This window comes from Roseateles sp. GW821-FHT09H11, assembly GCF_059415845.1.
In genome coordinates this window covers 58,513-83,999 of sequence record NZ_JBWKOA010000007.1, presented here as the reverse complement: position 1 = coordinate 83,999, position 25,487 = coordinate 58,513, and the positions used below count along the sequence as shown (strand labels likewise).

Annotated in this window: 23 protein-coding genes; 7 read left to right on the top strand and 16 right to left on the bottom strand. The window is 69.6% G+C overall.

All coding sequences use genetic code 11. The annotated features are described in order from the left end of the window. Positions 1–17: 17 nt before the first annotated feature. The 3 genes from AC07PR_RS22390 to AC07PR_RS22380 all read right to left on the bottom strand — a co-directional run bounded on the left by AC07PR_RS22390 (position 18) and on the right by AC07PR_RS22380 (position 5,966). On the bottom strand, positions 18–2,201 hold the full coding sequence (locus tag AC07PR_RS22390) for a TonB-dependent siderophore receptor (protein ID WP_495136621.1): 2,184 nt from the start codon (positions 2,199–2,201) through the stop codon (positions 18–20). Positions 2,202–2,703: 502 nt separating this feature from the next. Continuing rightward, positions 2,704–4,380, bottom strand: a complete 1,677-nt coding sequence (locus AC07PR_RS22385; RefSeq protein WP_495136620.1) for a diguanylate cyclase domain-containing protein — start codon at positions 4,378–4,380, stop codon at positions 2,704–2,706. A gap of 53 nt (positions 4,381–4,433) precedes the next feature. Then, entirely contained in the window at positions 4,434–5,966 is a 1,533-nt protein-coding gene (locus tag AC07PR_RS22380; RefSeq protein ID WP_377158678.1) for a CoA-acylating methylmalonate-semialdehyde dehydrogenase, read from the bottom strand. 212 nt (positions 5,967–6,178) lie between these two features. Here AC07PR_RS22380 and AC07PR_RS22375 point away from each other — a divergent pair, with 212 nt between their 5' ends. Further along, the gene (locus AC07PR_RS22375; RefSeq protein WP_495136619.1) at positions 6,179–7,087 is read left to right on the top strand and encodes a LysR family transcriptional regulator; all 909 of its coding nucleotides are present in this window, start codon (positions 6,179–6,181) and stop codon (positions 7,085–7,087) included. Here AC07PR_RS22375 and AC07PR_RS22370 read toward each other — a convergent pair. After that, positions 7,068–7,637: a hypothetical protein gene (locus tag AC07PR_RS22370; protein ID WP_377158680.1), complete on the bottom strand. Its 570-nt coding sequence runs from the start codon at positions 7,635–7,637 to the stop codon at positions 7,068–7,070. The genes AC07PR_RS22375 and AC07PR_RS22370 overlap by 20 nt on opposite strands. Positions 7,638–7,846: 209 nt before the next feature. On the opposite strand from AC07PR_RS22370, the gene AC07PR_RS22365 reads away from it, so the two are divergent. Beyond that, positions 7,847–8,356, top strand: coding sequence for a DinB family protein (locus AC07PR_RS22365; protein WP_495136618.1), 510 nt, complete (start codon positions 7,847–7,849; stop codon positions 8,354–8,356). Here AC07PR_RS22365 and AC07PR_RS22360 read toward each other — a convergent pair. Beyond that, entirely contained in the window at positions 8,353–8,829 is a 477-nt protein-coding gene (locus AC07PR_RS22360; RefSeq protein WP_495136617.1) for a GNAT family N-acetyltransferase, read from the bottom strand. The two genes, AC07PR_RS22365 and AC07PR_RS22360, sit on opposite strands and share 4 nt — an antisense overlap. A gap of 412 nt (positions 8,830–9,241) precedes the next feature. On the opposite strand from AC07PR_RS22360, the gene AC07PR_RS22355 reads away from it, so the two are divergent. Further along, on the top strand, positions 9,242–10,081 hold the full coding sequence (locus tag AC07PR_RS22355) for a YecA/YgfB family protein (protein WP_495136616.1): 840 nt from the start codon (positions 9,242–9,244) through the stop codon (positions 10,079–10,081). Positions 10,082–10,109: 28 nt separating this feature from the next. On the opposite strand, the gene AC07PR_RS22350 is transcribed toward AC07PR_RS22355, so the two are convergent. From AC07PR_RS22350 to AC07PR_RS22335, 4 genes are all read right to left on the bottom strand, one after another. Beyond that, positions 10,110–12,614 (bottom strand): alpha/beta hydrolase family protein, encoded by a 2,505-nt coding sequence (locus AC07PR_RS22350; protein ID WP_495136615.1) that lies wholly within the window; start codon positions 12,612–12,614, stop codon positions 10,110–10,112. Between the two features lie 114 nt (positions 12,615–12,728). After that, positions 12,729–14,057 (bottom strand): Hsp70 family protein, encoded by a 1,329-nt coding sequence (locus AC07PR_RS22345; RefSeq protein WP_495136614.1) that lies wholly within the window; start codon positions 14,055–14,057, stop codon positions 12,729–12,731. A 97-nt stretch (positions 14,058–14,154) separates the two neighbouring features. Continuing rightward, positions 14,155–15,480 carry a D-amino acid dehydrogenase gene (locus tag AC07PR_RS22340; protein ID WP_377158688.1) on the bottom strand — a complete coding sequence of 442 codons (1,326 nt, stop codon included), beginning with the start codon at positions 15,478–15,480 and terminating at the stop codon, positions 14,155–14,157. Between the two features lie 57 nt (positions 15,481–15,537). After that, on the bottom strand, positions 15,538–16,158 hold the full coding sequence (locus AC07PR_RS22335; RefSeq protein ID WP_495136613.1) for a LysE/ArgO family amino acid transporter: 621 nt from the start codon (positions 16,156–16,158) through the stop codon (positions 15,538–15,540). 150 nt (positions 16,159–16,308) lie between these two features. On the opposite strand from AC07PR_RS22335, the gene AC07PR_RS22330 reads away from it, so the two are divergent. Beyond that, complete coding sequence (locus tag AC07PR_RS22330; protein WP_483108391.1) at positions 16,309–17,304, top strand: LysR family transcriptional regulator ArgP; 996 nt, start codon at positions 16,309–16,311, stop codon at positions 17,302–17,304. Here AC07PR_RS22330 and AC07PR_RS22325 read toward each other — a convergent pair. Then, the gene (locus tag AC07PR_RS22325; protein ID WP_483108390.1) at positions 17,294–17,521 is read right to left on the bottom strand and encodes a hypothetical protein; all 228 of its coding nucleotides are present in this window, start codon (positions 17,519–17,521) and stop codon (positions 17,294–17,296) included. The genes AC07PR_RS22330 and AC07PR_RS22325 overlap by 11 nt on opposite strands. Before the next feature lie 271 nt (positions 17,522–17,792). Between AC07PR_RS22325 and AC07PR_RS22320 the strand changes: the two genes are divergently transcribed. Beyond that, positions 17,793–18,014 carry a hypothetical protein gene (locus tag AC07PR_RS22320; RefSeq protein ID WP_377158694.1) on the top strand — a complete coding sequence of 74 codons (222 nt, stop codon included), beginning with the start codon at positions 17,793–17,795 and terminating at the stop codon, positions 18,012–18,014. A 70-nt stretch (positions 18,015–18,084) separates the two neighbouring features. Here the strand turns inward: AC07PR_RS22320 and AC07PR_RS22315 are convergent, their stop codons facing one another. Continuing rightward, positions 18,085–18,507: a universal stress protein gene (locus tag AC07PR_RS22315; protein ID WP_483108389.1), complete on the bottom strand. Its 423-nt coding sequence runs from the start codon at positions 18,505–18,507 to the stop codon at positions 18,085–18,087. Between the two features lie 141 nt (positions 18,508–18,648). Between AC07PR_RS22315 and AC07PR_RS22310 the strand changes: the two genes are divergently transcribed. After that, on the top strand, positions 18,649–19,491 hold the full coding sequence (locus AC07PR_RS22310; protein WP_377158695.1) for a metallophosphoesterase: 843 nt from the start codon (positions 18,649–18,651) through the stop codon (positions 19,489–19,491). Between the two features lie 55 nt (positions 19,492–19,546). Here AC07PR_RS22310 and AC07PR_RS22305 read toward each other — a convergent pair whose 3' ends face one another. From AC07PR_RS22305 to AC07PR_RS22295, 3 genes are read right to left on the bottom strand one after another with little or no spacing between them, the layout of a single operon-like run. After that, positions 19,547–20,395: a citryl-CoA lyase gene (locus AC07PR_RS22305; RefSeq protein ID WP_495136612.1), complete on the bottom strand. Its 849-nt coding sequence runs from the start codon at positions 20,393–20,395 to the stop codon at positions 19,547–19,549. Then, positions 20,392–21,594: a CaiB/BaiF CoA transferase family protein gene (locus tag AC07PR_RS22300; protein ID WP_495136611.1), complete on the bottom strand. Its 1,203-nt coding sequence runs from the start codon at positions 21,592–21,594 to the stop codon at positions 20,392–20,394. The genes AC07PR_RS22305 and AC07PR_RS22300 overlap by 4 nt, the downstream gene beginning before the upstream one ends. Positions 21,595–21,613: 19 nt before the next feature. Further along, positions 21,614–22,606 (bottom strand): Bug family tripartite tricarboxylate transporter substrate binding protein, encoded by a 993-nt coding sequence (locus AC07PR_RS22295; RefSeq protein WP_495136610.1) that lies wholly within the window; start codon positions 22,604–22,606, stop codon positions 21,614–21,616. A gap of 93 nt (positions 22,607–22,699) precedes the next feature. Here AC07PR_RS22295 and AC07PR_RS22290 point away from each other — a divergent pair, with 93 nt between their 5' ends. Then, positions 22,700–23,500, top strand: coding sequence for an IclR family transcriptional regulator (locus AC07PR_RS22290; protein ID WP_495136609.1), 801 nt, complete (start codon positions 22,700–22,702; stop codon positions 23,498–23,500). A gap of 78 nt (positions 23,501–23,578) precedes the next feature. Here the strand turns inward: AC07PR_RS22290 and AC07PR_RS22285 are convergent, their stop codons facing one another. Then, on the bottom strand, positions 23,579–24,391 hold the full coding sequence (locus AC07PR_RS22285) for a UPF0149 family protein (RefSeq protein WP_495136608.1): 813 nt from the start codon (positions 24,389–24,391) through the stop codon (positions 23,579–23,581). Next, positions 24,388–25,362 (bottom strand): LysR family transcriptional regulator, encoded by a 975-nt coding sequence (locus AC07PR_RS22280; RefSeq protein ID WP_483108382.1) that lies wholly within the window; start codon positions 25,360–25,362, stop codon positions 24,388–24,390. Before AC07PR_RS22280 ends, AC07PR_RS22285 begins: the two co-directional genes overlap by 4 nt. Between the last annotated feature and the right edge of the window lie 125 nt (positions 25,363–25,487).

Here is a 25,487-nt window from a genome sequence, read left to right as displayed (position 1 = left end):
GTTCGGGTGCAGCCCCGTCAGAACCGGCCGCGCACGCTCAGCATCACGCTGCGCGGATCCCCGTAGTTGGGATAGTCGAGGTTGGCCCAGTAGGTCTTGTCCAGCGCGTTGCGGACCGACAGGCCGAGGCTGGAGTGGTCGTTCAACTGGTAGTTGGCATGCAGGTTCAGCAGCACGTAGCTGCCCTGCGTGACGGTCACCGTGCCCAACGTCGGATGCGGGATGCCATAGCCCGCCACCGTGCTCTGCGCGTTCACGCCGGCGCCGACGGTGAGCCGCTCCCACGCGCCGCGCAGGCGGTAGCTGGTGCTGATCTGCACCGTGTGGCGCGGCAGGTTGGCGTAGATCAGGTCCAGCGCGTTGCGCGTGATGCGCGTGTTGGCGTAGCCCGCATTCAAGGTCCAGCCGGGCGCGAGCTGGCCGGCAACGTCGAGCTCGAAGCCCTTGGTCTTCGTCCCGTTGACGCCGATGTAGGCGGAGCCGCCGTCGGGCAGCGTGCCCTCCGGCACCGACGAGTCGCGCACCGCGTAGTGGTCCTGCTTGGCCTCGAACACCGCGGCAGACACCGCCAGGCGCTTGTCGAGGAACTCGCCCTTGATGCCGAACTCGGTGTTGCTGCCGCGGATCGGCGCGAGCAGGTTGTCGTTCTTGTCCTTGTAGTTCTGCGGCTTGAACAGGTCGGTGTAGCTCGCGTACAGCGAGACCGCGTCGCTGATGTCGTAGACGACGCCGAAGTACGGCGATACCTCGTCGGTCACCTTGTAGGCGCCCGTCCGGGCCGTGAAGTTGCCGGACGCGTTGAAGGCGTCGGTGCCGGTCTTCCAGTAGCTCAGCCGCGCGCCGGTGATCACCGACAGCGGCTCCAGGATCTTCCACCGGCCCATCGCGAAGACGCCGCTCTGTTCGGTCTCGGCGACGCGCTTTGCGCCGGTGGCGCTGAAGGTCGGCGCGGGCGCGTTGCCGTCCCAGCTGCGGATGTCGGGGATGTTGTAGCTCCACGAGGCGACCGACGTCAGCGTCGGCGTGGTCGTCGTCGTCTTCACGCCGTTGGCGCCGATCACCAGATCGTGCTGGCGGCCGAACAGCGTCAACGTGCCCGAGGCGTAGAGATCCAGGCTGTCGCGCTTCTCCCAGCTCTTGCCGACGGCGGCGAGCAACTTCAGCCCCGCGCCGGTCTTCGGGTCCGGATAGCCGCTGGCATAGGTGCGCAGGCTGAAGGTGTTGCCTTCGCTGTGGTTGGCGATGGCCTTCAGCGTCCAGTCGCCGCCGAGCTTCTGCTCGAGCTGCGCGTAGCTCGTGCCGTTGTGGCGCGACCAGCGCGTCCACGGCGGCGAGAAGCTGGTCTCGCGTGGCAGGTCGGCGAGCGAGCCGTCCGACGCGAAGCGCGGGATCGTGCCCCAGATCGGCCCCTTGGGCACGTTGTTCTGGTCCTGGTAGCCGAGGGTCAGCGTCGTGCTGTCCGTCAGGTCGGCTTCGACGGTGGCCATGAAGGCGGTCTTGGTCTCGCTGTGCCGATCGCGATAGCCGTCCTTCTCCTGCGCCGAGGCGATCAGGCGTGCCCGCACGCGGCCGTCGCGGGTGATCGGCGTGTTGAGGTCGGCCTCGACACGATGGAAATCCTCGGAGCCCATCACCAGCCCGCCGTAGGCCGAGAACGCCTTCTCCGGCCGCTTGCGGATCATGTTGACCGTCGCGGACGGAATGCCGGCGCCGGTGGTCAGGCCGTTGGCGCCGCGCACGACGTCGATGCGGGAGTAGAAGACGGTGTCGTACTCCTGCTGCGTGCCGCCGCTGTAGGTCGGCACGCCGTCGGTCTGGAAGTCGGTGATCTGGAAGCCCCGCGCGAAGTACAGCGGACGCTGCGTGTCGTAGAAGGACACGTTCACGCCGGTGATGTTCTGCATCACGTCGTTGATGCTGATCAGCGTCTCGTTCTCCAGGCGGCTCGCGTCGAGGCTGCTCATCGACTGCGGCGTCTCGCGCGCGGTCAGCGGCAGGCGCGTGCTCGCTCCCTCGAGCTTCTTGCGCGCGGCGCTGATGGTGACGCGGTCCAGCGCACGGCGGCGATCGGCGCGGGTCGCGCCCTCGCCGGTGGATTCATTGGCAGCTTCGGCGGCAGGTTCAGCCGCAGCTTGGGCGGCATCAGCGTCGACATGCGGGACATCGGCATCGCGGCCGGACGCCGGCATCGACTGGGCCATGGCGGCACCGGCGGACAAGAGCAATGCGACCGCAGCCGCGACAGGGGTTCGAGAGGAGCGTGACATGGGAAGGAGCAGCAGCAAGCAGGCGTGAGCCCGCATACCGGCGCGCGCAAGGGCACCGGCCCCGGGGAGGGAGGTGAATGACGGAGGCTTGCGGGATCGGCTCCAGCGTCGCGCGGCGTGTGCAACGGACGTTGCAAGGCGCGGGGAGCAAAAGATCAGGCTGGCGGGAGGTTCATCGGCGGGGATTTACCCAACAGATGAGAACTGTTCTCATTGTAGAAACAGATCCGACCAGCAGTCGGGCAAGACCTGTCACCGTGTGCGGGCTTCAGGCTGGGCCTCATTCGAGTCGCCAAGCGCGGGCTCTCCACGGGGCATGGGGGATCCCTCCAGGACCCCCAAGCCCCATTCCGGCCCCAGTGGCATTCGTGGCGTTCGTAGCGTTCGTGGCGTTCGTGGCGTTCGTGGCGGCAGGTGTGTTCGTCGACGGCCGTGCTCAGGCCAGGGCGACACGGTTGCGGCCCAGGTGCTTGGCGCGTTCGACGGCGGCGTTGGCGCGCGCGATGAGCAGGTCGGTCGCGTAGGGCGGCGCGCTCGCCAGGCCCATGCTGAGCGTCACGTCCAGGCCCGGTGCGAGCTCATGCCACGGGTGCACGGAGACGCTGGCGCGGATGCGCTCGCAGACCTCGAAGCCGCGGTCCGCAATGGTGTCGGGGAACACGACGAGGAACTCCTCGCCGCTCCATCGCAGCAGCAGGTCGGAGCCGCGCGTGTTCTCGCGCAGGAGTTCGGCGAGCTCCTGCAGCACACGGTCGCCGATCTCGTGGCCGTGGCGTTCGTTGATGTTGCGCAAGCCGTCGGCGTCGATCAGGGCGACGGTCAGCGGACGCGCCTCCTGCTCCGCCGTGCGCAACAGCGGCGGCAGGCGGGTTTCCAGGCAGCGCCGGTTGCCCAGGCCGGTCAAGGGATCCTTGAACTCGGCGGCATCGCGCGCGGCGACGCTCGCCGGGTCGGTGGCGAATTCCGCCTCCATGCGCGAGACGAAGTACTGCGATTGCGCCATCAGCTGCGAGACCGCGCGCCGACGCTCCAGCGTGCGCGCCTGTTCGAGGTGGAACAGCGACGGCCCGAGCAGCGCGAGCGCCTTCGCGGCCCGATAGCTGGCCTGGTGCAGCCGCACGCGCAGGAACAGCGGCACGTCGTGAAGCGCGGGACTCGTCGCCGCTGCCGGTGCATCGGCGGTCGCGACGTGCTCGGTCTCCGCGCACAGCACCTGCAGCTGCTGCCAGGCCATGCGGGCCTGTCCGCGCGCGAGCTGCAGCTCGGCGAGCATGCAGCGCAGGCGCCAGTCCAGCAGCCGGAAGCCGGCGCGCTCGCATTCGTCGCGGGCCTCGATCAGCATCGGCTCGGCCTCGTCGAGGCGCCCCATCAGCAGCAGCACCTCGGCGAAGTTGGACGCGGTCAATGCGATGCCGTAGCGGTCGCCGAGCTGCAGCGAATGCGGACGCGCCTCGCGGGCGAGTTCCAGCGCGCGTTCGAGCGTGCGCGTCGCCTGCGCCGGCGCGGCGCCGTCGCGTTGCAGGTGGTAGGCGCCGAGCGCGACCGTGCACAGGTTGGTCAGCGTGACGACCTGCTCGAACGGCGTGGCATTGCTGCGGAGCAGGCCCGCGGCCTCGCTCATCAGGCGCTCGGCCTGCCAGGGATCGCCCATGCGCTCGAAGCAGGCGCCGAGGCCGTTCAGCGCGACCGCATGCAGCCGCATGTCGCCGAGCTCGCCGGCGAGCTTGAGCGCCTCATGCGCGCAGGCCAGCCCTTGTTCGTACGCGCCGAGCTCGCAGGCGGCGAGGCTCATCCAGCGCAGCAGCTCGCACATCGCGGGGCTCGCGCCCAGCGGACGCATCAGGCGCAGCGCCCGCTCGCCGACATCGAGCATGCCGGGCAGATCGCCCATGCGCAGCCGGAAGAAGCTGCACAGCTTGCCGGCCTCGGCCTGCTCGTTGATGAAGCCTTCGGCTTCGGCGCGATCCCAGATCGCATCGGCCAGCGCAACGCCGTCGTCAAGCCGCGCCTGCTGCTGCGCGAGCCGCGCGCGCTCGAGCAGCTCGCTCAGCGGAACGCCGTCGAAGGCGGGCGCCGGAACCGGGACGGAAGAGGAAGCACCATGCGGAAACATCCGGCAAGGTTAGCCGATCAGGCGGCATGCGACGGCTGCGGGCCCTGCGGGGCTTACTTGCTCGTGGGCATCACGAACTCGGCGCCCTTGGCGATGCTGGCGGGCCAGCGCTGCATGACGCTCTTCTGCTTCGTGTAGAAGCGGACGCCCTCTTCGCCGTAGGCGTGCATGTCGCCGAAGAGGCTCTTCTTCCAGCCGCCGAAACCGTGCCAGGCCATCGGCACCGGGATCGGCACATTGATGCCGACCATGCCGACCTGCACGCGGCGCGCGAACTCGCGCGCGACGTTGCCGTCGCTGGTGAAGCAGGCGACGCCGTTGCCGAACTCGTGCGCGTTGACGAGGTCCAGCGCCGCGCCGAAGTCCTTGACCCGCACACAAGCCAGCACGGGGCCGAAGATCTCTTCCTTGTAGATGCGCATCGACGGCTGGACGTGGTCGAACAGCGTGCCGCCGGTGAAGAAGCCGTCGGGCAGGCCGTCGACGCGGTGACCGCGGCCGTCGACGACCAGCGTGGCGCCTTCCTCGACGCCATGGGCGATGTAGCCCTCGATGCGGTCGCGCGCTTCGCGCGTGACGATCGGCCCCATCTCGGCGTCGAGCGCCATGCCGTTCTTGATCTTGAGCGCCTTCGCGCGCTCGGCGAGCAGCGGCACGATGCGGTCGGCGACGTCGCCGACCAGCACGGCCACCGAGATCGCCATGCAGCGCTCGCCGGCCGAGCCGTAGGCGGCGCCGATCAGCGCGTCGACGGCCTGGTCGATGTCGGCATCGGGCATGACGACCATGTGGTTCTTCGCGCCGCCGAGCGCCTGCACGCGCTTGCCGTTGCGGGCGCCGGTCTCGTAGATGTACTGCGCGATCGGCGTGGAGCCGACGAAGCTCAGCGCCCGCACGTCGGGGTGATGCAGCAGCGCATCGACGACCTGCTTGTCGCCCTGCACGACCTGGAAGATGCCGTCGGGCAGACCGGCCTGCTTGAAGAGTTCGGCAACGGCGAGGCTCGGCGACGGGTCGCGCTCGCTGGGCTTGAGGATGAAGGCGTTGCCGGTGGCGATGGCCAGCGGGGCCATCCACATCGGGACCATGAAGGGGAAGTTGAACGGCGTGATGCCGGCGACCACGCCCAGCGCCTGGCGCGTGGTCCAGTTGTCGATGCCGGTGGAGACCTGCTCGGTGTAGTCGCCCTTGAGCAGTTGCGGCACGCCGCAGGCGAACTCGACGACGTCGATGCCGCGGCTCACCTCGCCCTGCGCGTCGGTGAAGACCTTGCCGTGCTCGGCGGTGATCATCGCGGCGAGGCGGTCGCGATGCTGGTTCAGCAGCTCGAGGAACTTGAACATCACGCGCGCGCGGCGCAGCGGCGGCGCATCCGCCCAGGCGGGGAAGGCGGCCTGCGCGGCAGCGACAGCGGTGTTCACGTCCTCGACGTTGCCGAGCTGGAGCTGGCGGGCGACCTGGCCCGTGGCGGGATTGAAAACCGCTTGGCTGCGACCCGATGTCGCCGGGACTCGCTCACCAGCGATGAAGTGGGTGATGTCGGCGCTGTCGGTGAAGGCGGCGGGGGCATGGGCGGACGAGGTCACGGCGGTCTCCTGCTTCTTGGGGGGTGGGATGAGTCTAGGCACCGGGCCCTCCCCTGCCTAGCCCAGATCACCGATCACATTGTTCGATAGACTGAACAATCATGGCCACCCGTCCCTCCCCCCGCTCCCCCGCTCCTGCTGTGCCCGCCCCCGCAAGCCCGCCCTCGGAGGGTGTTGGTCCTTCGTCCATACGGGGGGACGCGCGCGATGAATTGCTGTGGTCGCAGCTGCGGGCGCTGATCGCGGTGGCGCGACTCGGCAGCTTCACCAAGGCAGCGCAGCGGCTGGGGCTGTCGAAGGCGGCGATCAGTCAGCGGGTGGCGGAGCTGGAACGCCACCTCGACCAGCAGCTGGTGCAGCGCACGACGCGCTCGGTGCGCCTGAGCGAGGCGGGGTTGCGGCTCGTCGAGCAGGCGGAGCCGGGCCTCGTCCTGCTGAACCGCAGCCTGAGCGAGGCGCGCGAGGCGGCCGGCGCGCCACGAGGATTGCTGCGCGTCACGGCGCCGGTGGCGCTGGGCAGGCAACACGTGGCCCCGGCGCTGCCGGCCTTCTTCGAGCGCTATCCGGAGTTGCGGATCGAGCTCGACCTGTCGGACCGGCTGGTGCCGCTGGCGCAGGAGGGCTTCGACCTGGCGATCCGGCACACGAGCGCGCCGCCGGAGACGCATGTGGCGTTCAAGCTGTGCGCGTCGCGGGCGCTGCTGACGGCGAGTCCGGCCTATCTGGAGCGGGCCGGCGTGCCGCAGCATCCGGCGGAACTGGCGCAGCACCGCTGCCTGCCGTATCTGCGGCCGGGCCCCGCGCAGTGGTTCTTCGAACGCAGCGCGGGCGACGCGGAGCCCGAGCGCATCCGCGTGCCGGTCCAGGGTCACTTCCGCGCCAGCAACAGCGAGGTGCTGCGGGACGGCGCGCTGTCGGGGCTGGGCATTGCGCTGTTGCCCGACTTCAGCGCGCGCGATGCGATGCGGGAGGGTCGGCTGGTCGAGGTCCTGCCCGACTGGCGCGCGGTCGGCTTCTTCGGTGATGCGATCTACGCGATCCACCCGTGGAGCAGCCACACCCCGCAGGGGGTGCGATTGCTGATCGACCACCTCAAGGGCGTCATGAGCGAGGGGTATTGACCGCGGCGCCGATCCCCGAAAGGGCATCCAGCCGCGCCCGAAGGTCGGCGATCTCGGCGGCGAAGTTGTCACGGGCGGTCGTGGCGCCGACGAGCTCCATCTCGGCGGCGAGGCGCTTGTCGGATTCCGCGGCGGAGGTCGCGACCTGGCGCTCCAGCTGCTGGCGGAGGTCGGCGAGTTGTCCGTCCTTGCCCGCGATGGCGAGCTGGTCCTTGGCCTTGCCGACGAGCGCGTCCGAGGCGATGTCGCGCGCGTGGCGCAACTCGATGGTGAGGCGCTCGATGCTGGCGTCGCGTTCGGCGACGCGGGAGAGCGCTTCGTCCCGGTCGGCGGCGGCCCGGTCCAGATGCGCCTGCAGCTCGTCGCGCTCGGCTTCCGCGCGCTCGTTCAGGTGCAGCAGCGCGGCGAGGTCCGTCTCCGTCCGCGCGAGGCTGTCGCGCCAACGGGCGGCGACGTCCTCCATCAGATGCCGGGCATCGCGGAAGGTCGCGGAGATGCCGGAGGTGGCGGCCGGCGCGGCGACGGCCGCGTCGTCGAGTGTCGTGTCCATGTCGGTTCCCAATGAGGTCCGTGAGCCGGAGGGATCACGGCGGCGACCGAGTCGTGTGTCGGGCGCCCATGGACGTGAAGGCGACCGTGGGATGTCGATGCTTTAATCGCCCCCTCCTGGAGGCTGACGTTTGGATGGCGAGCCCGTCACTGCCAAGATGACGACCAGCCGACGCCCGTCGCAGGCCGACCGCCAAGGAGTGACCGACCATGAGCACCGTCTCCATCCTGTCGAAGCTGTTCCGCCACCAGGCCTGGGCCCATGACGGGTTCCTTCAGGTCCTCGAGACGCCCGACGCCGGGCAGCACCCCGAAGAGCGCCAGACGGCCCTGCGGATCCTGAATCACTGCTACGTGGTCAACCAGATCTTCACGGGGCACCTGACGGGCCGGCCGCACGGGTACACGGCCAGCAACACCGTCGAGACGCCGACGCCGGAGGCGCTGCGTGCGGCGCACGCGGCGTCGGATCGATGGTTCCTGGACTACGTCGCGTCGGTCACGCCGGAGCAACTGGCCGAGCGCATCGCATTCACCTTCACCGACGGCGATCGTGGCGCGATGACGCGCGAGGAAATGCTGTTCCACGTCGTGACCCATGACGGGTTTCATCGCGGCGAGGTCGGGCGCCTCCTGAAGCAGATCTCGTTGTCGCCGCCGCGGGACACCTTGGCCGTGACGCTGCACCGGGAAGAGCCGGAGCGGCGCAAGCACGGCTAAGCCGCGATGTCCCGGTCCAGCGGACGGAGGTAGTAGCAATCGAACTCGCCTTCGTCGACGAGCTCGAATCCGTGCCGCTGGTAGAAGCGATTCGAGTCGCTCTGCTTCAGCGCCCCGACCCGCACCGGCAGGCCGAGCCGCCGCGATTCATCGAAGACGTCCGCCAGCACCGCAGCGCCGATGCCGCGACCTTGGCTCGACGGAGCGATGTAGAGGTGATCGAGCGACAGCCACTCCGCCTGCGGCGTCGTGACGACGAAGCCGACGCGATGTCCGTTGACGACGATGTGCCGCGTGCGCGCCGGATCGAAGCTCGACAGGAAGCGCTCGCGGGCGCGCTGGGGATCGAAGCGGCCGATGCGCTCGAGGCTTTCGCGCATGGCGGCGATGCGCAGGGCCACCAGAGCATCGGCGTCCGTGGACTCAGCGCGCTGGAACTGAACGATTGGCAGGGAGCCAGGAGCGTGGATCATGGCGACGGATTCTCCGCGCGTCCTCAGCGGTCATCCGGTCATCCGGTCATCGCGGAAGAACAGTCCGAGCCGCCTCCCCAGGCTCGCGATCCACAAAAAAGGACGCCCGACCAGCAGAGCTGACCGGGCGTTGCAAGTCCTAGAAAGGACGTCGTTGGGATCGGTGCCGTCCATCGGGGCCTTGCGGGCCGCGCCGTTGGAGGGCGTAGATGCACTCTAGGGCGAACCCTGAGCATGCGGCATCCCCTCAAGGTGGGATACATGCGAAAAATGGTCAGCAGGTGTAAGAGCGACTCCGCATTACGGAAAACTGCACGCTACCGCCTTGTTCGCACCATGACTTTCGTGCGGTGGCGAACAGAAGCCACGTGACAGACCTGCCGTGACGGGCCCACCCGGATAATCGCCCCCCATGACCGCGCCCAAGCACCCCAACAAGTCCGCGCCTCGCCGGCCCGCTCCCAAGACTTCCGGGAGCCCCGCCAAGGCTGGCACGCCAGCGCGGGGTCCGCGGCCGCAACAGGGATTCGCTGGCCCGGGCCCGTCCGCTCCGCCCGCCGCGGCGGCGCCTGGCGCGCCGCCCGAGGCCTGGAGCGATGCCGATCTCGAGGAGCTGCAAGCGCTGCTCGACGAGGTGCCCGCGCCGCTGGAACCGCTCGACGTGTCGATGCTCGACGGCTTCCTCGTCGCCGTGATCCTGCAACCCAAGCCGGTCCCGCTGTCCGACTGGTGGCGCTGGGTGCTCGACTCCGAGGAGGGCCGGCCCGCCCCCGCCCGCTACGACGCGCGGCCGCTGCTGCAACTCGTCCAGCGCCGCGAGCACGACCTCAAACAGGCCATCGCCGATCGCCAGTGGTTCGATCCGTGGGTGTTTGAACTCGACGAGGACGCCTCCGCCTCCGAGACGGTGCTGCCCTGGGTCGCGGGCTTCGCGCTCGCGGCCGATCTGTTCCCGGCATTGATGAACCTGGACGAGACCGAACTCACCGAACCGCTCGCCCAGCTCTACATGCATCTGGATCCCGAGGACCTCGAGGACGCCGATGCGCTGCTCGAGGAGATCGAGAGCCTGGAGCCGCCGGAAGAGCTCGACGACGCGGTCGAGAGCCTCGTCCGCGCCAGTCTGCTGCTGGCCGACGTCTCCCGGCCGCAGCCCGCCCCCAAACCGCAACGGCCAGGCGGCCATCGCGGGGGGCCTGGCGGTCCGGGCGGCCCGCGCCGCGGCGGACCGCCGCCCCGTCGCCTGCGCTGAGGTCGTCAGCGCAGCGCGACTTCAGCGCTCAGCGCTGAGGAATCGCCGCGCCGGGTCCGACCTGGCGTTTCATCCACTCGCTCATCTCCCAGAGCGTGTGTCCCACCGACTCGCGCGCCGAATAGCCGTGCGACTCGAACGGCAGCGTGACGTAGCGCACCGTGCCGCCCGTGCCCGCCAGGGCCTGGTACAGCCGCGCGCTCTGGATGGGGAAGGTGCCGGAGTTGTTGTCCGCCTCGCCGTGGATCAGCAGCAGCGGCTCCTTCAGCTTGTCGGCGTAGTTGAACGGCGAGAGCTTCTGGTAGACGTCCTGCGCCTCCCAGTAGGTGCGACGTTCGCTCTGGAAGCCGAACGGCGTCAGGCTGCGGTTGTACGCGCCGCTGCGCGCGATGCCGGCCTTGAACAGGTGGGTGTGCGCCAGCAGGTTGGCCGTCATGAACGCGCCGTAGCTGTGTCCGCCCACGACCATGTGCTCGCGGTCGCTGACACCCAGCTCCACCGCCTTGTCGATGACCGCCTGCGCGTTGGCCGTGATCTGCGCGATGAAGCTGTCGTTGACCGTCTTCGGGTCACCGACCACCGGCATCGTCGCGTCCATCAGGACCACGTAACCGTCCAGCAGCAGCATCAGCGGGCTGGTGGCCGCGAAGCTGTTGAAGCGGTTGCCGGAGCCGCTCACCTGACCCGCCGTCGACGCGTCCGTGTACTCCAGCGGATAGGCCCAGACAAACGTCGGGCGACGCTCGCCGGCCTGGTAGCCCGGCGGCTTGTAGAGCCAGAACGACAGCTCGACGCCGTCCGCGCGCTTGAAGCGGACGAACTCGCGCTGGATGTCGCGCAGCTGCGGCGACGGGTCCTTCACCTCCGTCAGCGCCTGCGCCGTCGCGAGCGCAGCGCCGCCGCGCAGCATCACGTTGCCGGGCTCGCTGACGCTCTCGCGTACGGTCAGGACGCGGGCGCCTTCGGTGTCGAGCACGGCCAGCGGGCGCTCGTAGTGCGCGCTGTCGCCACCGTTGGCCTCGGCGCCGGACTGGAACACGCGCGTCTTCTTGTTGTCCGCGAGCACGAGCCGGTCGATGAAGGGCTTGTCGCCTTCGGGGCTCGCACCCGTGCCGAAGTACCAGATCGCATCGCCGTCCAGGCGCACCACCGCCCGACCCGTCGGCTGCATCCGATGCACCGGCGTGCCCGGATCGCGATAGCGGTCGCGCACCGAGCGCTCGACCAGGCGTTGCGCCGGCGACGTGCCGTCCGTCGTGACGAGCTCGGTCGACGTGCGCATCTTCGTCAGGTCGAAGTCCTGCACCAGCGCCTGCTTGCCGCCTTCGAGGAACTCAAGCCGCGACAGCCGCTGCGGGACGCGATGCACCTCGCGCGCCTCGCCGGTGTAAGGCGCATCCAGGCGCATCAGCCGGTCGCGATGGGGCACCTGCGCGCGGTTGTCGCCGCCGTCCAGCGCCTCGACCCAATAGACCGCGCCGTCAGCGCCGGGGGAGGCGAAGAAGTGGCGCGGACCGGTGATCACGCCTTCGACCGGCACGCCTTCCTTCAGCTTCACCTTGCCGATCGCCGCGACCTTGCCGTCGATGCCGCGGACCTCGGCCTGCGCGGCGAAGTCATCCCAGCCGACCTGGTAGCTGAACGGGGGCAGCAGCCGCATCGTCAAGACCTGACCCGGCGTGCCCAGCGCCTCGAGGTGACTGAAGAGGCCCGGCTCGCCGACCGGACGCACCGCGCCGGTGTTCAGGTCGATGCGCGCCAGCTGCGAGGTCGCGTGATGCGCGAAGACGGTCGCCTCCTGCGCATTGGTCAGCAGGTCCTGCTGGGTGCGCTCCGGCGAGTTGCGTGCGATGGATTCCTGGATAGCCGGACCCGACGGCGCGGCGAAGGTCGGCGCCGGACCGCGCCTGGCCGGCACCGTCAGCGTGACGAGCTCATGATCATTGAGCCACACGACGTCGTTCTCGAGCATCGTGTGCAGCTTGAGCTTGGGCACGGCCTTGAGCTTGCCCGTCGCGACGTCGCCGACCCACAGCTCGACGGCCGTGTCGGTGCGACGGTTCAACAGGAAGCGCTTGCCGTCCGGCGAGAAACGCAGGTGATGGAAGGCACCGCCCGCGGGCAGCACGACGGGACGCGCGACGCCGTCCGCGCCGCTCTGAAGCGGGCGCAGCGACAGCGATTCGATCGTGGTGATCAGCTGCGGGCTGTCGGTCGCCGGGTCGTAGCGCAGGCCGGCCTGACGCAGCACCGGCCGCGCGAGCTCGGCGATCGCGCGCGACTTGCGGTTGACGACGATCGCCAGCGTGCGCTGGTCCGGCGAGACCTGGAAGACCGGCAAGGCCTTCGCGTCGAGCACCGCACGGATCGCCTCGGACGGCTGCTGATAGATCTGCGCCAGCGTCGCGGCGGAGGTCAGGGCCGAGGTCGACGCGGCCTCGTCCGCCGGCGCCGCGATCGCGGAGAGACCGCCGAACGCGGCGGACAGGGACAGGGTCAGCGGGATCAACGACGAGGCGCGAGGCGTGGGCATGTGTCGGCACCGTTAAGCAGAGGAAGGCGGCAATCTAGCAGCGCCCTCCCCCGATGTCCGACGTCAGCCCCCCGGGTGATCCCGAGGTTTCAGGCTCCCGGCCTCACGTCCGAATCACGCAGCGAACAGACGCGCCGCATGCAGGCCCAATCCGGTCGCGACTGACGCGAAACGGTCGCCGCGCACCGTCTTGGCGTCGGGGTAGTCCGCCGCGATGCGGTCGGCCAGCACGGTCAGGCCGGTCGAGCCGCCGGTGAAGTACAGCGCATCGATGTCCGACGGCTTCAGCCCCGCGCGCTCGACCGTCTCGCGACCCGCCTGCGCGATGCGCTCGATGTCGCCGCGCAGCGCATCCAGCGCCACGGCTTCCGAGAGCGGCACCGTCAGGCCGGACTCGATCAGCTGCAGGTCGATCGTGCAGTCGCCGCCGCCGGCGACTTCGATCTTGGCGTCTTCCGCGCGGTTCGCGAGCTCGTGGCCGAGCCGCTCGTCCAGCACCGTCATCAGTCGCTGGTGATGGCGCGGATCGCCGTAGAAGCCCTTCATGTTGCGCAGTTCCAGCACGCGCTGCGGGCTGTAGCAGGTGTTGATCAGGTGCCAGGTCGCGAGGTCGAAGTAGACGCCGCTGGGCACCTCGCGCGGCGTTTGGCCGGGCTTGACGGGGCCGAGCGCGCGATAGCCGAATTCGCGCAGGATGCCGGTCAGCTCGATGTGGCGGTCGAAGTCCGTGCCGGCGATGTGCACGCCGTGGTTGGCGAGGATGTCGTCACGGCGATCCAGCCGCTTCGCGCGGTCGGGGCCGACGCGCACCAGCGAGAAGTCGGAGGTGCCGCCGCCGATGTCGGCCACCAGCACGAGCTGCTCGCGGTCGGCCTGCTGCTCGAAGTCGAACGCCGCCGCGATCGGCTCGAACTGGAAGTGCACGTCCTCGAAACCCACCGCCCGCGCGGCGGCGGCCAGCGAGGCCTGCGCCGCGGCGTCGCGCTCAGGCTCGCCGTCGACGAAGTAGACCGGCCGGCCGAGCACGACGCGACGCGGCTCGTGCCCGTGGGCATCGGACAGGCCGGCCTGCTTGCGCAGGCGCTTCAGGTAGCCGCTGAGCATGTCGATGTACTTCACGCCGCGGCCGCCGCCGACGTCGGTGACCTGGTCGATCAGGCTGGTGCCGAGGATGCTCTTCATCGAGCGCATCAGCCGGCCGTCGACGCCCTCGACATAGGCGTTCATCGCCGCGCGGCCGAAGGCGCGCGGCGGGCCGTCGGCGTCGTGGCGCCCCTCGGCGAAGTAGAAGACCGCCGTCGGCATGGTCACGTTGCCGCCTTCGAGCGGCACCAGGCGCATCGCGCCGGGGCGTTCGATGTCGGGCACGGCGACCGCCGAGTTGGAGGTGCCGAAGTCGATGGCGCAGAAATCGCGCGGCAGGTCGGAAAGCAGAGAGGACATGGCGGCGCGGCGGAAATGCGAAAAGGGCGCGGATTCTAGCCGCGCCCTGGTTTCGGGGCTCCGGCGCTCCGATGACGCCGGGAGGGGTTCCGCCGGATCAGGCGGGCTGCAGGCTCCGCACGGCCTGGGCAGGCAACGCGTCGCCATAGAAGCCGAAGTCCAGTTCGGGCCGCTTGCCGCTCATCAGTTCCGCCAGCGCGCGGCCGGAGCCGGCGCCGTGCGTCCAGCCCAGCGTGCCGTGACCGGCGTTGATCCACAGGTTGGACGCCTTCTGGCTGCGGCCGATGTAGGGCACGTTGGTCGGCGTGCTCGGGCGCAGGCCGGTCCAGAAGTTCGGCTCGGAGAGGTCGGCGACGCCCGGGAACAGCTCTTCATAGCGACGCACCAGCGACTCGCAACGGACCTTGGAGGTCGGGCTGTCCAGGCTCGTGTCCAGGCCCACCAGTTCGGCGGTCCCGGCGATGCGGACGAAGTCGCCCAGACGCGAGATCGCGATCTTGCGCGCGTCGTCCAGCAGGCTCACGGTGCTGGCCTGCTCCGGCTTCTTCAGCCGCAGCGTGGCCGAGTAGCCCTTGGCCGGATAGATGTTGAGGTGCTCGCCCAGGGACTTCGTCAGGGCCGGCGCATACGACGCCAGCGCCACGACGTAGGCGTCGCCCTTGAGCCATTGCGTCTGGCCGGTCTCGCGCGACTGGATCTGCACGCCCGCGATCTCGGTGCCCTGCGCACCGCCTTGCGACTGCAGGGTCACGATGTCGTGGTTCCACAGGAACTGCGCGCCGCGCTTCTCGGCCAGCTTCGCCAACGCCTGCGTGAAAACGCGCGCGTCGCCGGATTCGTCGCTCGGCGTGTAGGTGCCGCCGAACACCGCATGCTGGGCCGAGCGCAGCGCGGGCTCGATCGCCAGGACTTCGTCGCGGCTCAGCACGCGACGGTCGACGCCGTGGCGGCGCATGATCTCGGCGCCCTGCGCGCCGGCCTCGAAGTCGGCTTCGCTGCCGAAGAAGTGCAGGATGCCCTTCTGGAGGCGGTTGTATTCGATGCCCGTTTCCGCGACGAGCGATTGCAGCGACTCATGGCTGTAGCGGCCCAGGCGCACGAGCTGCTCGACGTTGCGCTCGAACGCGGCCGTCGTGCACTGGCCCAGGAAGGACAGGCCCCAGCGCCACTGCGCCGGATCCAGCCGCGGGCGGAACAGCAGCGGCGCGTCGTCCTTCAACAGCCACTTGGCGACCTTGAAGGGCGCCCCGGCGTTGGCCCAGGGCTCGCAGAAGCAGACCGAGATCTGCGCGCCGTTGGCGAAGCTGGTTTCCAGCGCCGCATCGGGCTGGCGGTCGACGACGACGACATCGTGACCCTGGTCCAGCAGGTACCAGGCGGTGTGGATGCCGATGATGCCGGCGCCGAGAACGATGACCTTCATGGAGAGCTCCAGGTGAACTTGTGGTTCTGCTGCGGTTCAGCGTTGGACATGCATGCTTCAGGCCAGCGGGCGCAGGATCAGCTGCAGTCCCAGCACGGCCATCACGACGGCGATCAAGGCATCGATGCTGCGCCAGACCGCCGGCCGGCGCAACGCCGGCGCGACCGCCGCCGCGCCGAAGCCCAGCAGCGAGAACCACATCCAGGACGCCACCGAGGCGCCCGCCGCGAACGGCAATTGCAGGCCCGCCGGCTGCTGCGCACCGACGGTGCCCAGCAGCACCACCGTGTCCAGGTAGACATGCGGGTTCAGATACGTCATCGCCAGCGTGCTGCCCAGGACCGTCGGCAGCGAGGCACTGCCCGCCTGCGCCTGCAGACCGGCCCGGGGGGACAGCGCGCGCAGCGCCGCCTTCGCGCCGTAGGCCAGCAGGAAAGCGGCACCACCCCAGCGGAAGAATTCCATCAGCAGCGGGCTGGCGGCGATCAATCGGCCCAGCCCGAACACGCCCAGCCAGATCAGGAGCATGTCCGACAGCGCGCACACCACCACCACCGGCGCCACGTGCTGGCGCATCAGGCCCTGCCGCAGCACGAGCGCGTTCTGCGCGCCGATGGCGACGATGAGACCGGCTCCGGTGAGCCAGCCTTGCAACAGGGCTGCGCTGGACGATGACATCGGAGGGATCCGGCTGAAACGGGGCGGGAGGAAGAAGGTGTTGGGGCGAGCGTTGCCACCCGTCCGAAGGAACGGTTCGCCGGATTGTCGGGAGCACACCCGCTTTCATGAAGCGGGATTAATATCTCAGCGTCTCCATTAGGAACGCTTATGAAAGACCTGGACGCCGCCGGCCTGGATTGCCTTGCCGCGCTGGCCGACGAACGCAGCTTCGAACGGGCGGCAGAGACGCTGGCCATCACGCAGAGCGCCGTGTCGCAGCGGCTGCGCAGCCTGGAAGCGCAGGTCGGACAGCTGCTGGTCGTGCGCTCCCGGCCGCTGCGCCTCACCGAACCCGGCAAGCGCCTGCTGCGTTATGCGCGCCAGCTGGCGGCGCTGCGCTCCGACGTCGTCCGGGAACTCGGCGTGCAGGCGGCCCAGGCCGAGCGGCTGCCGATCGCGGTGAATGCCGACAGCCTGGCGACCTGGGTGCTCCCGGCGCTCGACCCGCTGGTGCAGCGCGGGATGCGGGAGGGATTCGGGCTGGAGCTGGTCGTCGACGACCAGGACTTCACCCATGACTGGCTGCGCCAGGGCGAGGTGCTGGGCTGCGTCACGACCGTGCCCCAGGCCCTGCGCGGATGCATCGCCCAGCCGCTGGGCGTGATGCGCTACATCGCCGTCGCCAGCCCCGACTTCGTCGCGAGGATGCTGCCCGACGGCCTGGGGGCGGCCAACTTCGCGCAGGTGCCCTTCCTGGTCTTCAACCGCAAGGACGACGCCCAGCAGCAGTGGGTCCGCCAGGCGATGGGGCTGCGCTCGGCGCGGCTGAACGCCCGATACGTGCCATCCAGCGAGGGCTACGTGAACGCGGTGCGGATGGGCTGGGGGGTCGGCGTCGCGCCGGAGCTGCAGGTCCGGCCGCTGCTCGCGAGCGGGGAACTGGTGGCACTGCGACCGGAGGTGCAGGTGGAGGTCGCCCTGTACTGGCACCAGTGGAAGCTCGGCGGGGAGACCGCCGCCGGCGCCGCGGGCGTCGCCAACGCCGCAAGAACCGGGAAAGCCGGACAGGCCTCAGCGCCGGAAGGCGGTGCGCCTCCGGCGTTGCTGGACCAGATCGGAGAAGCGCTGGCCCGGGGTGCCCGGGACGCCTTGATCAGCGCTTGAGCGACGCGACCTGCACCTGGGTGTCGGCTTGCGCTTTCAGATGCGCGGGGACCACGGCCGGCGCCGCCGATGCGGGCGTGGCGCGCTGCTCGGCCAGACGCAGCCGGTAACCGCCGCGCTCGTGCTTGTCCTGCACGGAATTGGCCAGCCAGGCGGAGGTCAGCACGACGCTGCTGACGATCGCCCAGGTCATCGATTTGTGAATCAGTGGAGACATGAGAAAGCAATGGCTTCCACGAACTAGGGAAGGTCCGGAGCATAGTCACCCCTGAATGAGGGGGGCATCACACCTAAGAGGGGCGCGTGGTTATTTCGCCGCACCTGTGGTGGGCACGCCCCAATCTGTGTGTATTTGTGAACGCGATTCCACCGCACCCGCGATCTGGGGATTTGCCTGAAGACAAAGACGCGCAAACTGTGTTTCACCGCGCGGCGCAGCATCGGCACCGGGCGGCGGTCACACCCCGTGCTTTTCGACGAGGTCCATCATGCGAATCACGTCTGCCCTGCGCCTTTTCCGTCGCAACTCGTCCGGCACTCACGAACCGGAGCCGGCCGATATGGGCACCGCCTTCGGGATGGAAGCCAGCTTTGGCGACGACAGCGAGTACGAGGACTTCCGGCGCAGCGACTACGGCCTGGAGTCCGAATCCGCCCCGCCGGCCACGATCGAGTCGCCCCTGTCCTGGATGGCCGCCCGGCGCGGCTGACGCGGCAAGGCGCCCTCTGCGGGCGCCTTTTGCATTCCAGTGACGCCGCCCATGCGGCTCTGGGCGCGGATCAGCGGATCAGCAGCACCGGCACGTCGCTGTGGGCCATGACCTTCGTGGCGACCGAACCCAGCACCAGCTTGCCCAGCGCCGTGTGGCCGTGCGAGCCCATCATCAGCAGATCGAAGCGACCCTTTTCGGCAACGGCCGTGATCGCTTCCGACGCATGCCCGGTCTTGACGACGTACTGGGCCTTGATGCCGCGCTTGTCCATGAACGTGCGGATTGGTTTGAGGACCTTCGCGGCCTCGTCCTCGTAATACTCGGCGAGCACGGCCTTGTCGAGGACCGCGGCGGCGCGCGGCGGCACGCCCGGGACCACGTGCACCACCGTGTAGTCATGCGATCCGCCCAGCCACTCGTCGTGGGCGGAGAGATAGGCCAGCATGCGCTTCGAGTACGTGCTGCCATCGACGGCGACGAGGATCTTCATCGTGGGGTCCCTCTCTGACGGCCGACGTCCGGCCACGGAACAGTGTGGCACAGGGTCGGTTCCGGAAAGCCGCTTGCGAGCCGCAGGTTGCTTCGTCCTTGACGTTGGACAATCGCGCTTTCCGCCCTCCGCTGATCCGCCGTGCGCCTGCAACTGATCTCCGACCTCCATCTCGAGCGCCAGACCGACTTCCAGACCGTGGCCGCGCCCGACGTCGACCTGCTGGTGCTGGCCGGCGATGTCGGCTCGTACCAGGCCGGCTCGCGGCTGGTGACGGACGACTTCGGCCTGGGCCGCTTCTCGCCGAAGCGCGACGGCGCGCCGTGGTCGCGGGTGCTCTACGTGCCGGGCAACCACGAGTACGACGGCATCGACTTCGCCACCGCCCATGCGCGGCTGCGCCAGACCTGCGCCGATCTCGGCATCGAGTGGCTGGACCGCGAGGAGATCGTCATCGGCGACGTGCGTTTCCTCGGGACGACGCTGTGGGCGGACTTCGACGCGCTGGCCGCGCGCGAGGCGACGCCGACCAAGCAGCTGGCGGCGCGCGAGAAGGCCTTCCGGGCGGCGAATCATTACCTGCGCCGGTTCTCGACGTTGGTCGACGGGCAGCACATGCTCGCCGAGCGGCAGCGCGACCTGGCGCTGGAATGCCAGGCCTGGCTGCGGGAAGCGCTGGCGCGGCCTTTCGACGGCCGGACGGTGGCGGTCACCCATTACGCCCCGACCCTGCGCAGCGCCGACCCGCGCTACGGTCTGACGCCGGGCACGGCCGGTTTCTGCAATTCGCTCGACGACCTGCTGCCCTTCGCGGACCTGTGGCTGCACGGCCACCTGCATTGCGGCCACGACTACGTCGTCGAATCGCCGTCCGGGCCACGCGGCGAGGTGCCGCATCGCTGCCGCGTCGTCGCGAATCCGCTGGGCTACGCCAACAAGGGCGAGCAGGAGGACTACCGGCCGGACCTCGTCATCGAGGTCTGAGCCCAGGCCCCCAGCGCGCCGAGTCCGGCCGCATGCGGCCAGATGTGGCTCGGCCTCAGCGCTTGGCTGGCGGACCGTCGTAGGTCCACAGGTACTCCCGCGGCATCGGGCCCTTGTTGCGACCGCCTTGCTGCGTCTGTTCCCACGCGTGCGCCAGGATCCCCACCGAGCGCGAGATGCAGAACAGCCCCCGCGCCAGGGGCGCCGGGAAGCCGAGCTCGGCGTAGATCACGGCCGTGGCGCCGTCGATGTTCATCGGAATGCGGCGGCCGTCCTTGCGCCGCCGCAGTTCCGCTTCCACGGCCCGGCCGATGGCTGCGAAGCGGCCCGACACGACGCCGAGCTGGGCCGCCTCGTCGACCAGTTCCAGCAGACGGGGCGCGCGCGGATCCACCGGATGGAAACGGTGCCCGAAGCCCGACACGAACTTGCCGCGCAGCTCGATCGCCTCGTCCAGGCCCGCGACGGTCGCGTTCTCGAGCGAGGCGCCGGCGTCCATCCGCGCCGCGATCGACTGCAGCATCTCCACACACTGCTCGCCCGCGCCGCCGTGGACGTCGCCGAGCACGTTGATCGCCGACGCCATCGCGTTGTTGAGTCCGACGCCGCAGGTCGCCGCCATGCGCGCGATGGCGATGCTCGGTGCCTGCGGGCCGTGGTCGACCGCGGCCATCAGCGCGACGTCCAGCAGCTTGGCCTGCTCCGAACCGGGCAGCTCGCCGCGCGTCATCAGCCAGATCATCTGCGCGAAGCTGACCTGTCCGATCAGGTCCTGGATGGCGTGGCCGCGATAGCGGATGACGCCCGGCGACATCTCGATGATCGAGGTGCGCCACCAGTCCGGCACGCGTTGGTCGTGCACCGGCCCGTCGCCTGCGGGCGCCTTGTCGTCGTTGGTGCTCATACGGCTTTCTCCTCTTTCAGCGCGGCGCGCTCGGCGGCGCCATAGCCCAGTTCTTCCAGGATCGCTTCCGTGTCCTGACCGAGCCGCGGTGGCGGCGTCGACACCGACGGCGCGTGGCCATTCAGCTTGAAGCCGGTGCGGAGCACGCGGACGTCCCGGCCGACGCCAGGCACGTTCTCGAAGTGGGCGACCATCCCGCGATCGGCCACCTGCGGATGCGCGAGCGCCTCCTTGACCGAGTACACCGGCCCCGCCGGCACGCCCGCGTCGTTGAAGCGCTGCCACCAATCCGCAGCGGGGCGGTCGCTCATCGCGGCCTCCAGCAGGTGCTTGAGTTCGGCGCGGTGCTTCAACCGCGCGTGACGATCGACGAAGCGCGCATCGGTCTTCCATTCCGGATGACCGACGGTGTCGCAGACCGCCTCGAACTGCTCCTGCTTGTTGGCCGCGATGTTGAGCAGGCCCTGCCCCGTCCGGAAGGTGCCCGAAGGACTGGCCGTCACGTTGTCGTTGCCCATCGGCTGGGGCTCGCGTCCTGCGACGAGCAGGTTCGACACCGCCCACCCCATCGTCGCCATCGCGGCCTCGAGCATCGACACGTCGATGAAGGTCGCCTCGGCGCGTTCCTTGTCGGCCAGCGCCGCGGCGATGGCCATCGCCGCGGTCAGGCCGCCGATCGTGTCCGCCACCGGATGGCCGACGCGATAGGGCGCAGTGTCCGGATCGCCGGTGATGCTCATCATCCCGGACATACCCTGGATGATCTGGTCGTAGGCGGGCAGGTCGCGCAGCGGGCCGTCCTGGCCGAAGCCCGAGATCGCGCAATAGACCAGCCGCGGATTCACCTGTCGCAGCTCGTCGAATCCGACGCCCAGGCGCTGCATCACGCCGGGTCGGAAGTTCTCGACGACGACGTCCGCCGTCGCCACCAGCTTGCGGAACACCGCCTTGCCGGCGGGCCGCTTGAGGTCGATCGTGATCGAGCGCTTCCCGGGGTTCTGCGCCAGGAAGGACACGCCCATGTGCGCCTGGTTCAGCGCCGTGTCGGCGCCGAGCTGGCGGGCGAGGTCGCCGGTCTCGCGCGCCTCGACCTTGATCACGTCGGCGCCCAGGTGAGCCAGCTGGTGGCAGGCGAAGGGGCCGGCCAGCACATTGGTCAGGTCGAGGACGCGGACGCCGCGGAGCGGAGATTGACTCATGCGAGGCTCCGTCGCGCGCTCAGTCGACCTTGACGTTGCCGCTGCGCACCACGTCGCCCCAACGCTTCTGCTCGCGCAGCAGGAACTGCGCGGCCTGCTGCGGCGTGCCGGCCATCGGCACGCTGCCTTCGGACTGCAGCTGCCCGATCATGGCCGCCTTCGAGAGCGCCTTCTGCACCTGCGCGTTCATCCGTGTCACGACTGCTGCCGGCGTGCCGGCAGGCGCGACGATCATCTTCCAGTCCGAGGTGTCGAAGCCCTTGAAGCCGCTCTCCGCCACCGTGGGCACGTCGGGCAGCACCGGCAGCCGCGCGGCGGAACTGATCGCCAGCGCGCGCAGCTTGCCGGCCTTGATGAAGGGCACGACCGTCTGCGGCGTCGCGAAGTAGTAATCGACCTGCCCGCCGAGCAGATCCGTCGCCGCCGGGCCGGCCCCCTTGTAGGGGATGTGGGTCACCTGGATGGCGGCCTGCCTGGAGAACAGCTCCCCCGTCAGATGGCCCACCGTGCCATTGCCGGCGGAGGCCATGGTCAAGGTGCCAGGTTTTGCCTTGGCGGCGGCAACGAGATCGCCCACGGTCTTGAAGCTCGAGGACGACGAGACCACCAGCACCACCGGCTGCCCAGCCACCAGCGCGACCGGCGTGAACGCCTTGGCCGCGTCGTAGGGCATCTTGGGATAGAGCGTCGGGTTGATCGCCAGGTTGGCGGTCTGGCCCATGCCCAGCGTGTAGCCGTCGGCCTTGCTCTTGGCGACGGCGTCCAGCCCGATGTTGCCGCCGGCGCCTGCCTTGTTGTCCGCGACGAAGGTCCAGCCGGTGTCCTCGCGCACCTTCTCGAGGATCAGCCGCGACACGATGTCGGTTCCACCGCCCGGCGGGAAGGGCACGATCAGCTTGATGGGCTGCGTCGGGAACGCCGCATCGGCGGCCTGCGCCGCCGTGGCGGTCATGCCTGCGCTCGCTGCGGCCATCAAGGTGAAGGCGGTGCCCCGGATCAGGAACTGCGTCATGTCGCGTCTCCGTGTTTGTTCTATCTAGCAGAACGTCGGTTTGTTTGATAGAACTGTAGGACGTCTCACCAGGCAAGAGACCAGGGATTACCCGTGGCCGACAACGACGACTCCTCTTCCGATACCGCCGACAGCACCGCCGCATCGAGCGGCGTGGCCGTGCTCGATCGCGCGTTCGCGCTGCTGGGCGCGTTCGGCCAGGACGACGACGCCCTGTCGCTGGCGGAGCTGTCGCGGCGCACGGGCCTCTACAAGAGCACCGTGCTGCGGCTGCTGGCCGCGCTGGAGCACGGCGGCTTCGTGCGGCGGCTGCCGGACGGCCAGTACGCGATCGGACCCGCGCCGCTGCGCCTGGCGACGATCTACCAGCGCTCGTTCCATGTCGGGCCGATCGTGGAACCGCTGCTCAAGCAGCTCAGCACCGACACGGGCGAGACCGCGTCCTTCTACGTCCGTCATGGCGAGGCGCGGATCGCGCTCTATCGCTGGGAGCCGGCGCGCTCGGTGCGCGCGGCGGTGGCAGTGGGGCAGCAGTACGCGCTGCACCAGGGCGCGTCGGGCAAGGTGCTGTGCGCGTTCTCGGGCGCCTTGAGCGATCGGGGCGAGGGCCTCTCGGCCATCCGCGAACGCGGATGGGCCGCCTCCTATGGCGAGCGCGAGCCGGATACGGCCTCGGTCGCCGCGCCGGTGTGGGCCATCGACGGGCGCGTGCAGGGCGCGATCGCCCTCTCCGGACCGCGCGTGCGGCTGTCGCCGCCGGAGACGATGCTGGTCGCCTGCCGCGCCGTGCTCGGCGCCGCGCGCGAGGCCAGCCGGCTGCTCGGCGGCGATGTCGCGTTGCTGGAAAACGCGTTGCGCACGGTGTCGGTCGCCGATTTCGCGACCGGCGGCTGAGCATGAAAAACGCCGGCACAAGGGCCGGCGTCGGAAGTCTCTACCGCTGCCTGGGAGCAGCGCAACGATCAGCGGCGATCAGGCCGCGCCGTGGCAGTTCTTGAACTTCTTGCCCGAGCCGCAGTGGCACGGATCGTTGCGACCCAGCTTGGGCGTGTCGCGGCGCACCTGCTCGACGTGGTAGCGCTGCTGCTCCGTCGCTTCCTGCAAGTCGACGACGGTCAGGATCAGGTCTTCGATGGCCTCGTCGATGTTCTTGAGCGGATGCTCCTCGTTCAACAGCTCGACGATCTCCACCTCTTCCGGCGTCTCGGCCGGCAGATGGCGATACAGGCGCGCCAGCAGCGCGTTGATGTTGTCGTCGGCCTGCTCATGCAGGTCGGGGAAGGTCACCGCGGCGTACTCGAAGCCGCCGACCCACGGCAGCAACGCCTGGGTGATCGGGTCTTCGGGCAACTGCGGCGCGTCCGGATCGACGGGCTCTTCAGCCACGGCGTCGACGGCGGCGTCGGCAGAAGCCTCCGCGGCGCCCTCGGCGGGGGCTTCGCCGTCTTCCGCAGCCGCTTCTTCGGCCTCCAGGTCCAGCACCACCGGGTAGAACCAGCCCTGCTCCAGCATGCTCTGGTTCAGCGAGGCGAAGCGGCGCTCCACCAGCGAGCGGATGCGCGCCAGCCAGGCGGGGTCGATGTCGTCGGGCAGCGCGCGGCCTTCGTAGTCGAAGATCGGCGGCAGCCATTCCTCGATCGGGATCAGGCGGGGCTGCACCAGCACGCTGGCCAGGTAGCCGTCCAGCATCGAGGCGTCCAGCGGCTCGAGCGGCTCGGGCGTGATGGCGAGGAGTTCGTCGAGTTCGTCGAACTCGGCGTCGGAAAGGTCGTGGGCAATGCTCATGGGGCGCGATTGTCGCCGGTCGCGTCGGCAGGGGTGTCGACGGACGGCGGCCGCACCGCGTCGATCAGCCGTTCACGCATCCAGCGCTGGGCGCTGCGGTCCTCGTTGCGCAGGTGCCAGAGCACGTCGACGTGCACCGGCGACAGCGGCATCGGCAGCGGCCGGTAGATCAGCGCCTCCTGGTAGCCGGTGGCGCTGATGAAGGACTGCGGCAGCACCGTCAGCAGGTCGGAATGCGCCACCACGCGGCCGGCGGTGAAGAATTGGTTGACGGTCAGCGCGATCCTGCGGCTGCGCTTGAGCGCCGCCAGCGCCTCGTCGACGAAGCCGTAGGGCCGACCCGAGAAGCTCACCAGCAGGTGATGCGCCTGGCAGAAGGCGTCGAGCGTCAGCTCCTGGTCGGCCAGCGGATGGCCGCGCCGCATCACGCAGACGTAGTACGAGTCGTACAGCCGCTGCTGCCGGATCGCCGCCATGTCGCCCTGCCCCTTCAGCGCGGCGACCGCGTTCGGGAAGTAGCCGAGCGCGAAATCCGTCTCGCCCTGTTCCAGCAGCAGGCGCGGGTCGCGGGTCGTCAGCGGCAGCACGTGGACGTTGGCCAGGGCCCGCATGCGCTCCAGCTGCTGCATCAGCGGCGGCAGGATCAGCGCGGCCGTCGCGTCGGCCATGGCGAGGCGGAAGGTGTATTCCTCCGACGTCGGCTGGTAGTCGCCGGGATCCAGCGCCACGCGCAGTCGCGTCAGCGCCGAACGGACGTCCGGCCAGAGCCCTTCCGCCCGCGATGTCGGCTTCATCCCGAAGGCCTGGCGCACGAACAGGTCCTCGCCGAGCGCCTCGCGCAGCCGCTTCAGCGCATGGCTGACCGCCGGTTGCGTCATCGACAAGCGCTCCGCGGCGCGCGTCATGGAGCGCTCGGCCATCACGGCGTCGAACACCTTCAACAGGTTCAGATCGAGGTTCCGGAAGCTCATGGAAGGCACTTTTTCACGGAAGACGCGCGGAGGTGGCGGTGGCGCAACGGGACGAAGAAGGCCCTCAAACAGGTCATCGTGGCCCCAGCTTGCGCATTCCTTGGCACTCGGCGCGGGGCGGCGTG